Genomic DNA, 13,814 nt, shown 5'->3' on the forward strand with positions numbered 1-13,814 from the left:
TTTATGAATATTAAAGTTGTTTGCAGTTTGGTTTTGGCTTTAGGTATTAGTTTTAATGCAAATGCTGAAAAAATAGCGGTATTAGGGGTACAGCAAGCACTACTAGCATCTGAAGCAGCCGCTGACTTTCGTGCGAAACTGAAAAGTGAGTTTGCGAAAGACGAGCAAAAGGTTCTTGATCTTGAAAAGCAAGTAAAGGCGGCAAGAGAGAAGATTGCCAAGAATAAAGACCTTGTCTCTAAAGAGGAACTGAAAAAGCTGAAGATTCAATTCCAGAAAGTGTTTGCTGAATATCAGCGTTCGGGGCAGGCACTTCAGCAGAAAAGAATGGAACGTGAACAGGCGTTTATTCAGGAGATGAAACCTCGCTTGGATAAAGTGATTCGCGGTTTAATCGAAAAAGAAGGCTATGACGCTGTCATTGCTAAACAAGCGACTCTTTTCGCCAAAAAAGAACTTGATATAACCCCTAAGGTTGTAGAACTACTGAACAAACAGTAATTGCTTGGATATTGAATGACACAAGCTGGATTTACGCTTCAGGAAATTTCCGAATTCCTTTCGGCTGAGCTAATTGGTAATCCTGACTGCAAGGTTGAGTCTATTGCGACCTTGCAGAATGCTTCGAAAGAACAAATCGCCTTCGTTTCCAACACAAAGTACCAACGATATCTCGCTGAAAGTCAGGCTGCTGCGATTATTATGACCAGGGAGCTGGCAGAAGGCTTCGTTGGTAATGTGATAGTCATGGATGACCCTTACCTGGGTTATGCGAAGCTCAGTCGTTTGTTTGAACGCAAGAGAGAGTCCGCAGGCTCAATACACGTAAACGCGGTAATTCATCCTACAGCTAAAATTTCTGATGGTGTAACCCTGGCAGCAGGTGTTGTTATTGGCGCTGATACTGAGATCATGGCTGATGTGATTATTGGTGAGAATACTGTTGTTGGTCAGGGCTGTTCTGTCGGTAAAGGTAGCATTATTAAGCCGAATGTGACGCTTTACGATGATGTTTCTATCGGTTCAGATTCGCTGATTCACAGTGGTGCTGTTCTGGGTTCAGATGGCTTCGGTTTTGCCAATGATGGCGAGAAATGGGTCAAAATTGCCCAACTCGGCGGGGTTCGCATTGGATCGAATGTTGAGATCGGGGCTTGTACAACAATTGACCGGGGTGCCCTTGAAAATACAGTTATAAGTGATGGGGTTATTCTGGATAATCAGATTCAAATCGCACATAACGTCAAAATTGGCAAAAATACTGCTATCGCGGGCTGTACCGCAGTTGCGGGAAGCACTAAAATTGGCGACCGTTGTACCATCGCTGGAGCCTGTGGAATCACAGGGCATCTTGATATAGCAGATGGTACACATATAACGGCTATGACATTGGTATCAAAGTCGATTGATAAGCCGGGGGCGTTTTCTTCGGGTACAGGGATGATGCCGCATAAGCAGTGGAAGAAAAATGTCGTTAGATTTAAGCAGTTGGACGATATTGCTCGCCGGCTTAAGTCTATCGAAGAAAAGATTTCAAAAGATTAAGGGTTTTGATAAATGATGGATGTTAATGAAATTCGGGAATATCTCCCACACCGCTATCCTTTCTTACTTGTGGATAGGGTGCTGGAGTTAGAAAAGGGAGAATCCATTGTAGCCATCAAAAATGTAACGGTGAATGAACCATTTTTTAATGGCCACTTCCCAGATCATCCGGTTATGCCTGGCGTATTAATTGTCGAAGCTATGGCGCAAGCGGCTGGCATTCTAGGTTTCAAAACCATGGATAAGAAGCCACAAGATGGTTCTATCTACTACTTTGTGGGTTCTGATAAGTTGCGTTTCAAGCGTCCTGTCGTTCCTGGCGACCAACTTAAGCTGGAAGCGAAAGTGATTTCTGAACGTCGTGGTATCTGGAAATTTGACGTGCGTGCGTCTGTTGAAGGTGATACGGTTAGTTCTGCAACTATCTTGTGTGCTGATAGAAAGGTTTAAGTCTTGATTGATTCCCGCGCCATTGTAGATCCATCTGCAAAACTCGCTAATGATGTTGAAGTTGGCCCATGGTCAATTATTGGCCCTGATGTTGAAATCGGTGCGGGAACGGTTGTAGGCCCACATGTAGTTATTAAAGGCCCAACCAAAATTGGCTGTAATAATCGGATTTTTCAGTTTGCTTCTGTTGGAGAGGATTGCCAGGATAAAAAATATGCTGGTGAGCCAACGACCCTGACTATAGGGGATCACAATGTGATTCGAGAGGGCGTAACAATTCACAGAGGTACAATCCAGGATGCCGGAACTACCACGATAGGTAGCCATAATCTTTTCATGGCGTATGCTCATGTTGCGCATGACTGTGTCGTTGGTGACCATGTAATTATGGCAAATAACACCGCTATTGCAGGGCACGTGCATGTCGGTGATTGGAGCATTCTAGGTGGATTCACAGCCGTTCATCAGTTCTGCAAAATAGGTTCTCATGTGATGTGCGGAACCAGTACAGTCGTGCTAAAAGATATCCCTGCCTATGTCATGGCAAACGGGAATACTGCCACCCCTCATGGTATCAACACTGAAGGCTTAAAGCGTCGCGGTTTTTCCACTGAAGCAATCAGTCAGATTAAACGTGCTTATAAATCGCTTTATCGAAAAAAATTAACCGTAGCTCAGGCATTGTCTGAATTACAGGTTATGGCTGAAAGCTGTCCTGAGATAGAACCACTTATCGATTCGGTTAAGAACTCCTCTCGCGGTATTATTCGTTAAGGTACCGCTATGTCCAAGCCATTGCGTATAGGTATTGTTGCTGGAGAGGCCTCTGGCGACATACTGGGTTCCGGGCTAATCAAAACACTTAAAGAAAGGCATCCACACCTTATCGTCGAAGGTATTGGCGGAGAGTTAATGATTGATGCTGGGTGTAAATCTCATTACCCAATGGAACGTTTATCGGTCATGGGGCTGGTAGAAGTATTGAGTAGGCTGCGAGAGCTTCTCAAAATCAGAAAGAATTTAACTCAATATTTTTTAGATAATCCACCTGATCTGTTTATTGGTGTTGATGCACCTGATTTTACCCTCAAGCTGGAGGGTGAGCTTAAAACCGCTGGGATCCCTACCGTCCATTATGTAAGCCCATCGGTTTGGGCCTGGAAACAAAAGCGTATTTATAAGATTAAGCAAACCACTGACCTAGTTTTGAGCCTATTCCCTTTCGAGGCTCAGCATTACACGCCTACAGGACAGTGGGTAGAGTTTGTTGGACACCCGCTCGCAAATAGTATTCCGAAAAGTGTCAATGTCGAAAAAGCGCGGCAACGTTTCGCTGTAGCTGATGTTGAGACTATTGTTGCAATTTTGCCGGGGAGTAGGGGAAGTGAAGTCAAGTATTTAGCCAAACCTTTCCTTGAAACGGCGAGGTGGTTAGCGAAACGGGTCAATAATGTTCGTTTCGTTATTCCTGCTGCAAACAAACAACGGCACGATCAGCTACACAAGCTGATCACTGAAGAGTTTGAAGATCTTAATATACAGCTGGTTATTAATCATTCTCGTGAGGTGATGGCTATTTCTGACGCAATATTAATTGCTTCTGGAACCGCAACCCTCGAGGCAACGATCTTGCAAAAGCCAATGGTCGTTGCCTACAAAATGGCGAGCCTTACCTACTCTATTTATTCGAAAATGGTGAAATCGCGATTTATATCTTTGCCAAACCTACTTGCAGATGAACTGCTGGTTCCTGAAATATTGCAGAACGATGTCCGTCCTGAAATTTTAGGGGAGCATGTTCTGAAGGCGTTGCAGGATAAAGGGTATCAAGAATATCTGGCAAAACGATTTGCTCAAATTCATGAACAGTTGTATCAAAATGCGGATGAGAAAGCTGCTGATGCGATAGAGGCGCTGCTGGTTAAACGCGGAGTACTTTAATGGAAAAGTTAGTCTTTGATTTTAGCCAGGGTAAACTAATTGCAGGGGTTGATGAAGTTGGTCGTGGACCGCTTGTAGGTAATGTGGTTGCTGCTGCAGTTATACTCGATCCGAATAAACCGATAGAGGGTTTAGCGGATTCTAAAAAGCTGACCGCTAAGCGCAGAGAAGCGCTTTATCATGAGATTAAGGATAAGGCCCTGGCTTGGTGTGTGGCTTCAGCTTCCCCAGAGGAAATCGATCAAATTAACATCCTCCATGCTTCAATGCTGGCTATGAAAAGAGCGGTTGAGGGACTGCCGCTAAAAGCCGAGTTTGTCTATGTCGATGGAAATCGATCACCTGATTTGGAATGCCCGTCTGAACCAGTGGTAAAGGGCGATAGTAAAATTCCAGAAATAAGCGCGGCTTCTATCCTGGCTAAAGTTGATAGAGATCGTGAGATGGAAGAGTTAGATAAAACTTATCCACAGTATGGTTTTGCTAAGCATAAGGGCTATCCGACAGCCGCACATTTTGCTGCTCTGAAAGAACATGGCCCGCTACTGGAACACCGCCGAAGCTTTAAACCTGTTCGTGAACTGATTGAACCCCAATAAATACATCAAGCCTTATGACTGATCCTACATTTGTTCATCTTCGAGTACACACCGAATTCTCTTTGGTGGATGGTTTGGTCCGCGTCAAAGAGCTGGTCGCGGCCGCAAAAAAAGAGGGCATGCCTGCTGTAGGTATGACCGATCAGACCAACTTCTTTGGATTGGTAAAGTTCTTTAAGGCTGCAACTGGGAACGGTATTAAACCCATTTGTGGATCGGATCTGTGGGTTGAGAACACGGATGAGCCAGGCGGTGAGCCATACCGCATTACTCTATTAGTGCGTAATGCCCAAGGTTACCTGAACCTTATGGAGCTGATCTCTCAGGCCTATGCAGAAGGGCAGAATATCATCCCAGATATGGCTCTGGTGAAGCCCGAGTGGGTTGAGGCGAAAGCTGAAGGTTTAATTGCACTTTCAGGCGCTAAAAAAGGGGAAGTTGGTCGCGCAATTCTGGCTGAAAAAGGACAAGCTCCAGAGGTATTGCAGCGCTGGATGGGAGTATTTAAGGATAGTTTCTATCTAGAAGTTCAGCGAACTGGGCGTGTTGGCGATGAGCAAATTGTCCATGGCTCAGTAGAATTAGCCAAACAGTTTGGTTGCCCTCTCGTTGCAACCAATGAAGTGATGTTTGTTAAGGCTGACGATTTCGAAGCCCACGAAGTTCGGGTGTGTATAAACCAGAGTCGTACTCTGGAAGATCCGACTCGCCCGAAAGAATACAGTGAACAGCAATACTTCCGTTCGCAACGTGAGATGGAGGCGCTATTTTCCGATATTCCGTCTGCATTACAAAACAGTGTCGAGATAGCAAAACGCTGTAATATCGATATTGAAATAGGCACTTACTATCTGCCGAAATATCCGATACCTGAAGGTATGTTGATGGATGATTTCTTCAGGAAGGTGTCATTCGACGGCCTTGAAGAACGTCTTGAGATCCTTCTGGACAGGGATGATCCGGAATATGACGCAAAGCGTCAGGAATATATTGACCGACTTGAGTTTGAGCTGGATATCATTATTCAGATGGGTTTCCCTGGTTATTTCCTGATCGTAATGGACTTCATCAAATGGGGTAAGGAAAACGGTGTGCCTGTGGGCCCTGGGCGAGGCTCTGGTGCTGGTTCCCTGGTTGCTTATGCGCAGAAGATTACCGATCTTGATCCATTGGAGTATGACCTTCTTTTCGAGCGATTCCTTAACCCTGAGCGTGTATCCATGCCGGACTTCGATATCGATTTCTGTATGGATAACCGTGATAAGGTAATTGACTACGTTGCTCGAACCTATGGTCGTGATGCAGTGTCTCAGATCGTAACCTTCGGCACGATGGCTGCGAAAGCGGTTGTGCGAGATGTGGCCCGTGTTCAAGGTAAGCCATTTGGTCTGGCGGATCGTTTATCAAAACTTATCCCTTTTGAGCCCGGTATTACCCTGAAAAAAGCGCTCGATCAGGAACCTATGCTGTGTGAATTCATTGAGTCTAGTGAAGAGGCTCAGGAAATCATGGATATGGCCTACAAGCTGGAAGGGGTAACCCGAGGTGTAGGCAAGCATGCCGGAGGGGTGGTAATCGCTCCGACTAAGCTCACTGATTTTGCTGCGACCTATTGCGATGAAGAAGGCAACGGTCTGGTTACACAGTTTGATAAAGGTGATGTAGAAGAAGCAGGGCTAGTTAAGTTTGACTTCTTGGGACTACGTACCCTGACAATTATTGACTGGGCCTTGCAGACGGTTAACCGAATCCGCGATAAACAGGGTGAAGAACCGCTAGATATCGCTTTGATCGATCTGGAAGATAAGAAAACCTTTGATTTGTTGCAGGCGGCTGAAACGACAGCGGTGTTCCAGCTTGAGTCCAGTGGTATGAAGGATCTGGTTCGTCGTCTGTTGCCTTCCCGCTTTGAAGATATTGTCGCGCTTGTGGCTTTGTTCCGTCCTGGTCCTCTGCAATCGGGGATGGTTGATGACTTTATCAATCGAAAGCACGGTCGTGCTGAAATGGCCTGGCCGCATCCGGACTACCAGCTTGATTCTCTGCAGCCGGTTTTGGAACCTACCTATGGAATTATCCTGTATCAGGAGCAGGTAATGCAGATAGCCCAGGTTATGGCGGGCTATACGCTGGGTGGAGCGGACATGCTTCGCCGAGCAATGGGTAAGAAAAAACCTGAAGAGATGGCAAAGCAGCGGGTCTCTTTCCTGGATGGTTCTGAACAAAATGGCATTGATCGTGACCTGGCAGGAAATATATTTGATCTGGTAGAGAAGTTTGCCGGATATGGATTTAACAAATCCCACTCGGCCGCATATGCGTTGGTTTCTTATCAAACGGCCTGGTTAAAAGCTCACTACCCGGCGCCTTTCATGGCTGCGGTAATGTCATCTGATATGCAGAACACCGATAAGGTGGTGATCTTCATTGAAGAGTGTCGGAACATGGGTATTCCTCCAGCCCTGCCTAATGTGAATACCGGCGAATATATGTTCACAGTAAACGATGAGGGAGTCATCGTGTACGGCCTGGGGGCTATTAAGGGGGTGGGAGAAGGCCCTATCGAAGCGATTGTTGAAGCTCGGGCTGAAGGAGGCGAATTTAATGACCTCTTTGATTTCTGTGAACGGGTAGGTGCCAAGAAACTTAATAAACGTGTACTTGAAGCATTGGTTCGTTCGGGTGCCGTAGATTGTTTAGGGGCTGAGCGAGCCGTATTGTGGGAAGCCATCCCTGATGCATTAAAAGCAGCTGACCAGGCAGCAAAAAACAGCGATGCGGGAATGTTTGATCTCTTCGGCGAGGTTGAAGCCGAATCGGATCGTTGTACTTATGAAGACTATAGGAATGTTCGCTCCTGGACCGATAAAGAGCGTCTTGCCGGGGAAAAAGATACCCTCGGTTTATATTTGACTGGACATCCAATTGATGAATATGAGGCTGAACTTAAGCACTTTATAAGCAGAAGAATTGTCGAGCTTCAGCCGGCGCGCGGACAGACTCAGAAAATGGCCGGTTTGGTGGTTGACCTGCGCCTGAAAAAAACCAAAAAAGGCGACAATCTTTGTTTTGTGACACTGGATGACCGTAGTGCCAGAATCGATGTCACTTTATTTGGTGATACATACGATGCGGTCAGAGAGCTGGTTCACAAAGATGCTGTGCTGGTTGTTGAGGGGGAGGTTGCCGAAGATCACTATTCTGGCGGTATGAAGGTGAGAGTCAATAAGGTGCTCAGTATTCCTCAGGCAAGGGCGCAATATGCATCCGGAGTTCAGGTTAAATGTAACGAAAGCCATTTCACCGGCCGACGACTTAAAGAATTACAAGAACTGCTGCATGCGCATAAGGGTAATGGATCTTTACCGGTTAAGTTCCGCTATGCCAGACCCGATGCTGAAGCGACCTTGAGACTAGGAGATGAATGGCAGGTTCAGGCAAATGATGATCTGCTGATCGCATTAATGGATAAATTTGGCAGTGATGCGGTGAGTCTTACCTATTAGCCTGAACTAAGGTCTGGTCCTTAATGTGTGAAATAAGGTAAACTTTGCACAATTTTTTTCACTATTGAATAGATGAGTCATATGAATCCGAATTACCTGGATTTTGAACAGCCGATCGCAGAACTACAGGCAAAAATTGAAGAGCTACGTCTTGTTGGGGATTCAGCTGATCTGAATATCTCTGAAGAGATTACGCGTCTGGAAGACAAAAGCCGTAGTCTGACCGAATCTATTTTTTCAGATCTGTCTGCTTGGCAGGTTTCTCAGTTGGCACGCCATCCGCAGCGTCCGTATACCCTGGATTACATCGATTTTATTTTTGAAGAGTTTGATGAGATTCATGGTGACCGTCACTTCGCCGATGATCAGGCGATTGTTGGTGGTATTGCGCGTTTAGATGAGCAGCCGGTCATGATCATTGGTCATCAGAAAGGCCGTGGAGTTCATGAGCGTCAGCGTCGTAATTTCGGCATGCCTCGTCCGGAAGGTTATCGCAAAGCTTTACGCCTAATGGAAATGGCTGAGCGTTTCAAAATGCCGATCATGACCTTCATTGATACGCCGGGCGCTTATCCGGGTATCGATGCTGAAGAGCGTGGTCAGTCTGAGGCGATTGCATTTAACCTGGCTAAAATGTCGCAGTTGAAAACGCCTATCATCTCAACCGTTATTGGAGAAGGTGGTTCTGGTGGTGCATTGGCGATAGGTGTATGCGATGAGCTAATGATGATGAACTACTCAACCTATTCAGTAATCTCTCCAGAAGGTTGTGCTTCAATCCTATGGAAGAGTGCTGAGCGTGCTGCGGATGCTGCGAAGGCGATGGGTATTACCTCTGAGCGTCTGCATGAGCTGGGTTTGGTCGATCAGATTGTGAGCGAGCCTTTAGGTGGCGCGCATCGCGATCCTGCTTTGACTGCGGCTAACCTTAAACGTCACCTGGCTGAAACATTGGGTAAACTCAATGAGCTGTCCATGGATGAACTATTGGAAAGACGTTACAAGCGCCTGATGTCTTACGGTTTTGGTGGTGAGGCGTAAGCCACACAACCACTTTCCTCTGAATGAGTGTGAGCGTAGCTTTTCTGCGCTCATCTCATCCTTTCTTAAAAATAATGATGTAGATCGTTGGGTTATTGCCCATAGTGGTGGTCTGGATTCCCAGCTATTACTTCACTTAGCAGCTAAACATCTTGCAGATCGTGAGTTGCTGGTCGTACATGTTAATCATCAATTGCATCCTAAATCTGGCGCCTGGGCTGAATTCTCGCAAAGAGAGGCTGAGCGCTTAGGTTTATCGCATAAGGTAAGTTGTGTTGTACCTGAGTCCTCATCTGAAGCGCATGCCAGAGATGCCAGGTATGCGGCATTTACTTCACTGCTTAGAGAGAATGATTGTCTGTTAATGGGGCATCATGCCGATGATCAGGCGGAAACAATCCTCTTTCGTATGATTCGTGGCAGTGGCATTAGAGGGCTGCAGGGGATGCCGTTCTCCAGACAGTTTGCCCAGGGGCAGTTGCTCAGGCCGTTGCTTAATCTTGAGCGTTCGGAATTAGAAGGGGCTGTTCAGAATTTAGGGTTGGCTTATATTGATGATCCCAGTAATAGCCTAGATCATTATGATAGGAACTATCTCCGTCATCATGTTTTGCCTCGCATAAAAGAACGTTGGGGGAGTGTTACACAGCGTTTTCAACAGAATGCTCAGCTACTTAGCCAGACTGAATTATTGCTCAAGCATTATCTTCAGGCCGATCTCGACAGTTGTTCTGAGGGAGATGATTGCCTTGATATTCGGGCATGGTTATCTCTTCCGGATATTCGTCAGCCTGAATTATTGCGTTTTTGGGTGGCTCTGCGAACTGGAGTAACGCTAAATCAAAAGCAGGTTTCATCTATTTCCTCTGATCTGATTATGGCGCAGGATGATGCTACTCCAGTATTTAAGCGTAAAGGAGTTGAAATCAGGCGTTTTCAAAACCAGCTTTACCTGGTGCCGGAAGTGGTAGGTAATATGTCTGACATCGATTTAGGTCTATCTGATGAGTTGAACCTGGGTGATGGGCTATTAAGCGTCACAGGAAAAATACCGTCGGAAAAGTGGGTTAATGCGGTTGTAAAGCGCCGTAAGGGTGGTGAGCGTTGTCGGCCTGTCGGGAAATCCGGCACAGTAACGGTAAAAAAATTACTGCAGGAAGCATCAATCCCCCCCTGGCAACGAGAGCACTGGCCACTGATTTTTATAGGTGAAGAGCTTGTTGCAGTCCCCGGGGTTTGCCTGTGTCAGGGTTTTGATGCAGAAAAGTCAGGTTTTTCGCTTTTATGGCGTCCCTTTTCATTGTCTGATAACTCCTGATTTGCTATCCTGTAGCCCCATCTCGATCTAAAAAATTCCTCGCTTAAAACACGATCAAACAGGTTCTGCATGACGCGATATATCTTCGTCACAGGCGGTGTTGTGTCCTCATTGGGCAAAGGCATCGCATCCGCTTCTTTGGCTGCAATTTTGGAAGCCAGAGGGCTTAAAGTAACTATGTTGAAACTGGATCCATATATCAATGTGGACCCAGGGACTATGAGCCCAATTCAGCACGGTGAAGTTTTTGTCACAGAGGATGGTGCAGAAACTGACCTCGACCTTGGTCACTACGAACGTTTTATTCGTACGACCATGAGTAAACGTAACAACTTCACCGCTGGACGTATTTATCAGCATGTATTGCGTAAAGAACGTCGTGGCGATTATCTGGGTGGAACTGTTCAGGTTATTCCGCATATCACTGATGAAATTAAGCGCCGTGTGATTGAAGGTGCAGGTGATGCGGATGTGGCGCTGGTGGAAATCGGCGGTACAGTAGGTGATATTGAATCACTACCATTTATGGAAGCAGTCCGTCAGTTGAAAGCTGAGCTAGGTTCAGCACGTGCGATGTTTATGCACCTGACATTGGTTCCATACATTGCGACAGCGGGCGAAATAAAGACGAAACCATCTCAGCACTCTGTTAAAGAGCTGCGTTCTATCGGTATTCAGCCTGATATTCTGGTTTGTCGTTCTGATTTTCCTTTGCCTGATTCTTCACGCCGTAAGCTTTCATTGTTTACCAACGTTGAAGAGCGTGCAGTGGTATCTCTGCCAGATGCAGACACGATCTATAACATCCCTCGTATGCTTTCGGAGCAGGGGCTTGACGATATTGTTGTTGAGCGTTTCCATCTTGAGTGTACTGAAGCGGACCTTGGCGAATGGGATCGCGTAGCTGATGCTCACCTTAACCCAGAAGGCGAAGTTAAGATCGCTATGGTGGGTAAGTATATGGAGCTGCTGGACGCTTATAAGTCGCTGATCGAAGCGATCTCTCACGCAGGTATCGCACTGAAGAAAAAAGTGCGCATCGAATGTATTGATTCAGAACGTGTTGAGCGCGAAGGTGTTGAAATCCTTGAGGGTGCTAGTGCGATTCTGGTACCAGGTGGGTTTGGTGAGCGCGGTGTTGAAGGCAAAATTGCTGCTGTTCGTTATGCGCGTGAGAATAAAGTTCCTTATTTGGGTATCTGTCTGGGTATGCAAGTTGCGGTGATTGAATTTGCTCGCCACGTTGCAGGCCTTGAAGGTGCTACCTCTTCTGAATTTGATAAAGAAGCTGAACATCAGGTTATCGGCCTGATAACCGAGTGGGCGACCTCAGAAGGTGGTGTTGAAACTCGCGGAGAAGCCGATGATCTTGGCGGGACTATGCGTCTTGGTGCTCAGGTTTGTCATCTGGCTGAAGGCTCTACAGCAGCTAAAGCGTACGGTAATACTGAAATTACTGAACGTCATCGTCACCGTTATGAAGTAAACAACAATTATGTGGCTAAGTTGGAAGAAGCTGGCTTGCGCATCTCGGGTCGTTCAGTAGATGGCGAACTGGTAGAAGTCGTTGAAGTTGCAGACCACCCTTGGTTTGTGGCGTGTCAGTTCCATCCTGAATTTACCTCCACTCCTCGTGATGGTCACGGTTTGTTTACTGGCTTCATTCAGGCTGCTCTTGATAAGCAGGCGCAAAAGTAAAAGATTAAAGGAAAGGGGGTGCGCAGCCCCCTTAACGTAAAATTTCTGGAGTTATTACCCATGGCACAGATTGCTAATATCAAAGCCCGCGAAGTACTGGATTCTCGTGGTAACCCAACTGTTGAAGCGGATGTCATTCTTGAGTCTGGCGTTATCGGTTCAGCGTGTGCTCCTTCTGGCGCGTCTACTGGTTCTCGTGAAGCATTGGAACTACGTGATGGCGATAAAAGCCGTTATTTGGGTAAAGGTGTACAAAATGCCGTAGCTGCGGTTAACGGTGAAATCCGTGAAGCCCTGACTGGCATGGATGTAACAGATCAGCGTGCGCTTGATAACAAGATGCTTGAGCTGGATGGTACAGAGAACAAAGAAAAGCTGGGTGCGAACGCTATTCTGGCCGTTTCTCTGGCGGCAGCAAAAGCTGCGGCGACAGAAAAGGGTGTCCCTCTTTACGCGCACATTGCAGAAATTAATGGTACAGCGGGTCAGTTCTCTCTGCCACTACCAATGATGAACATCTTAAACGGTGGTGAGCACGCGGATAACAACGTTGATATCCAAGAGTTTATGGTACAGCCGGTTAACTTCGATAAGTTCTCAGAAGGTCTGCGTTGCGGTGCTGAAATTTTCCACGCTCTGAAAGCAGTGCTGAAAGCAAAAGGTCTGAATACAGCGGTAGGTGACGAAGGTGGTTTCGCTCCTAACCTGGCTTCTAATGAAGAAGCGCTGGTTGTGATCAAAGAAGCGATCGAAAAAGCGGGTTACGAGCTGGGTAAAGACGTAACGCTTGCGCTGGACTGCGCTGCTTCCGAATTCTACAAAGAAGGTAAATACGACCTATCTGGTGAAGGTAAAGTCTTCGATGCAGAAGGTTTTGGTGATTACCTTGCTGCGCTAACAGAAAACTACCCGATTGTTTCTATCGAAGATGGTCTGGATGAGTCTGACTGGGATGGATGGGCATATCTGACTAAGAAAATCGGCGATAAAGTACAGCTGGTTGGCGATGATCTGTTTGTAACCAATACTAAGATCTTGTCTCGTGGTATTGAGCAGAGCATTGGTAACTCGATTCTGATCAAGTTTAACCAGATCGGTTCTTTGTCAGAAACGCTTGATGCTATCAAAATGGCAAAAGATGCAGGCTTCACTGCGGTTATCTCTCACCGTTCTGGTGAAACTGAAGATACTACGATTGCTGATCTGGCAGTAGGTACTGCAGCCGGACAGATTAAAACAGGTTCTCTGTGTCGTTCTGACCGTGTTGCTAAGTACAACCGCCTGCTTCGTATCGAAGAAGAGCTGGGTGCTGCTGCGATCTATAATGGTCTTTCTGAAATCAAAGGTCAGTAATAGTCTGAACCTTGATTGTCTGATATAAAAAGGGGGCTTGTAGCCCCCTTTTTTTACTTAAGAATATTCTATGTATCGCTGGTTAATAGTCGCTTTAATCATTTTGTTTATCGGATTGCAGTATCGGCTGTGGTTTGGGGAAAACAACCTGCGTGATATCTGGACCTTAAACTCCAAAATTGAATTGCAGCAAGAGATTAATCAGGAGTTAAACCAGCGAAACAGTGAACTTGAAGCTGAAGTTCAGGACCTAAAGCAGGGATTGTCGGCGCTTGAAGAGCGTGCCCGAAGTGAGTTAGGTATGATTAAAGAAGGTGAAACTTTCTTTCAGCTTGTTGAACCAGCCGATGAGAAGAATTGATC

The 13,814-nt window shown here is 46.2% G+C and carries 12 protein-coding genes; all 12 read left to right on the top strand.

What is annotated here, in order from left to right:
- Positions 1-3: 3 nt before the first annotated feature.
- The 12 genes from MED92_RS13240 to ftsB all read left to right on the top strand — a co-directional run bounded on the left by MED92_RS13240 (position 4) and on the right by ftsB (position 13,812).
- Positions 4-501: an OmpH/Skp family outer membrane protein gene (locus MED92_RS13240; protein WP_007022067.1), complete on the top strand. Its 498-nt coding sequence runs from the start codon at positions 4-6 to the stop codon at positions 499-501.
- 15 nt (positions 502-516) lie between these two features.
- Complete coding sequence (gene lpxD / locus MED92_RS13245) at positions 517-1,545, top strand: UDP-3-O-(3-hydroxymyristoyl)glucosamine N-acyltransferase (RefSeq protein ID WP_007022068.1); 1,029 nt, start codon at positions 517-519, stop codon at positions 1,543-1,545.
- A 12-nt stretch (positions 1,546-1,557) separates the two neighbouring features.
- On the top strand, positions 1,558-1,995 hold the full coding sequence (gene fabZ / locus MED92_RS13250) for a 3-hydroxyacyl-ACP dehydratase FabZ (RefSeq protein ID WP_007022069.1): 438 nt from the start codon (positions 1,558-1,560) through the stop codon (positions 1,993-1,995).
- A 3-nt stretch (positions 1,996-1,998) separates the two neighbouring features.
- On the top strand, positions 1,999-2,769 hold the full coding sequence (gene lpxA / locus MED92_RS13255) for an acyl-ACP--UDP-N-acetylglucosamine O-acyltransferase (protein WP_007022070.1): 771 nt from the start codon (positions 1,999-2,001) through the stop codon (positions 2,767-2,769).
- A gap of 9 nt (positions 2,770-2,778) precedes the next feature.
- Entirely contained in the window at positions 2,779-3,936 is a 1,158-nt protein-coding gene (gene lpxB / locus MED92_RS13260; RefSeq protein WP_007022071.1) for a lipid-A-disaccharide synthase, read from the top strand.
- On the top strand, positions 3,936-4,535 hold the full coding sequence (gene rnhB, locus MED92_RS13265) for a ribonuclease HII (protein ID WP_007022072.1): 600 nt from the start codon (positions 3,936-3,938) through the stop codon (positions 4,533-4,535). The genes lpxB and rnhB overlap by 1 nt, the downstream gene beginning before the upstream one ends.
- Positions 4,536-4,549: 14 nt before the next feature.
- Positions 4,550-8,041 (top strand): DNA polymerase III subunit alpha, encoded by a 3,492-nt coding sequence (gene dnaE, locus MED92_RS13270; protein WP_007022073.1) that lies wholly within the window; start codon positions 4,550-4,552, stop codon positions 8,039-8,041.
- Positions 8,042-8,122: 81 nt separating this feature from the next.
- Positions 8,123-9,082 carry an acetyl-CoA carboxylase carboxyl transferase subunit alpha gene (gene accA / locus MED92_RS13275; RefSeq protein ID WP_007022074.1) on the top strand — a complete coding sequence of 320 codons (960 nt, stop codon included), beginning with the start codon at positions 8,123-8,125 and terminating at the stop codon, positions 9,080-9,082.
- Positions 9,072-10,400 (top strand): tRNA lysidine(34) synthetase TilS, encoded by a 1,329-nt coding sequence (gene tilS / locus MED92_RS13280; RefSeq protein WP_007022075.1) that lies wholly within the window; start codon positions 9,072-9,074, stop codon positions 10,398-10,400. Before accA ends, tilS begins: the two co-directional genes overlap by 11 nt.
- A 69-nt stretch (positions 10,401-10,469) precedes the next feature.
- Positions 10,470-12,098 carry a CTP synthase gene (locus MED92_RS13285; protein WP_007022076.1) on the top strand — a complete coding sequence of 543 codons (1,629 nt, stop codon included), beginning with the start codon at positions 10,470-10,472 and terminating at the stop codon, positions 12,096-12,098.
- Positions 12,099-12,158: 60 nt separating this feature from the next.
- Entirely contained in the window at positions 12,159-13,451 is a 1,293-nt protein-coding gene (eno, locus tag MED92_RS13290) for a phosphopyruvate hydratase (protein WP_007022077.1), read from the top strand.
- A gap of 70 nt (positions 13,452-13,521) precedes the next feature.
- On the top strand, positions 13,522-13,812 hold the full coding sequence (gene ftsB / locus MED92_RS13295; RefSeq protein WP_007022078.1) for a cell division protein FtsB: 291 nt from the start codon (positions 13,522-13,524) through the stop codon (positions 13,810-13,812).
- Positions 13,813-13,814 lie beyond the last annotated feature (2 nt).

The organism is Neptuniibacter caesariensis (assembly GCF_000153345.1).
GTDB classification, from domain to species: domain Bacteria; phylum Pseudomonadota; class Gammaproteobacteria; order Pseudomonadales; family Balneatricaceae; genus Neptuniibacter; species Neptuniibacter caesariensis.

Excerpts from the sequence above, each read along its gene's own strand:
- MED92_RS13240 (WP_007022067.1), top strand. The coding sequence starts at position 4 with ATGAATATTAAAGTTGTTTGCAGTTTGGTTTTGGCTTTAGGTATTAGT.
- lpxD (WP_007022068.1), top strand. The coding sequence starts at position 517 with ATGACACAAGCTGGATTTACGCTTCAGGAAATTTCCGAATTCCTTTCG.
- fabZ (WP_007022069.1), top strand. The coding sequence starts at position 1,558 with ATGATGGATGTTAATGAAATTCGGGAATATCTCCCACACCGCTATCCT.
- lpxB (WP_007022071.1), top strand. The coding sequence starts at position 2,779 with ATGTCCAAGCCATTGCGTATAGGTATTGTTGCTGGAGAGGCCTCTGGC.
- rnhB (WP_007022072.1), top strand. The coding sequence starts at position 3,936 with ATGGAAAAGTTAGTCTTTGATTTTAGCCAGGGTAAACTAATTGCAGGG.
- dnaE (WP_007022073.1), top strand. The coding sequence starts at position 4,550 with ATGACTGATCCTACATTTGTTCATCTTCGAGTACACACCGAATTCTCT.
- accA (WP_007022074.1), top strand. The coding sequence starts at position 8,123 with ATGAATCCGAATTACCTGGATTTTGAACAGCCGATCGCAGAACTACAG.
- MED92_RS13285 (WP_007022076.1), top strand. The coding sequence starts at position 10,470 with ATGACGCGATATATCTTCGTCACAGGCGGTGTTGTGTCCTCATTGGGC.
- eno (WP_007022077.1), top strand. The coding sequence starts at position 12,159 with ATGGCACAGATTGCTAATATCAAAGCCCGCGAAGTACTGGATTCTCGT.
- ftsB (WP_007022078.1), top strand. The coding sequence starts at position 13,522 with ATGTATCGCTGGTTAATAGTCGCTTTAATCATTTTGTTTATCGGATTG.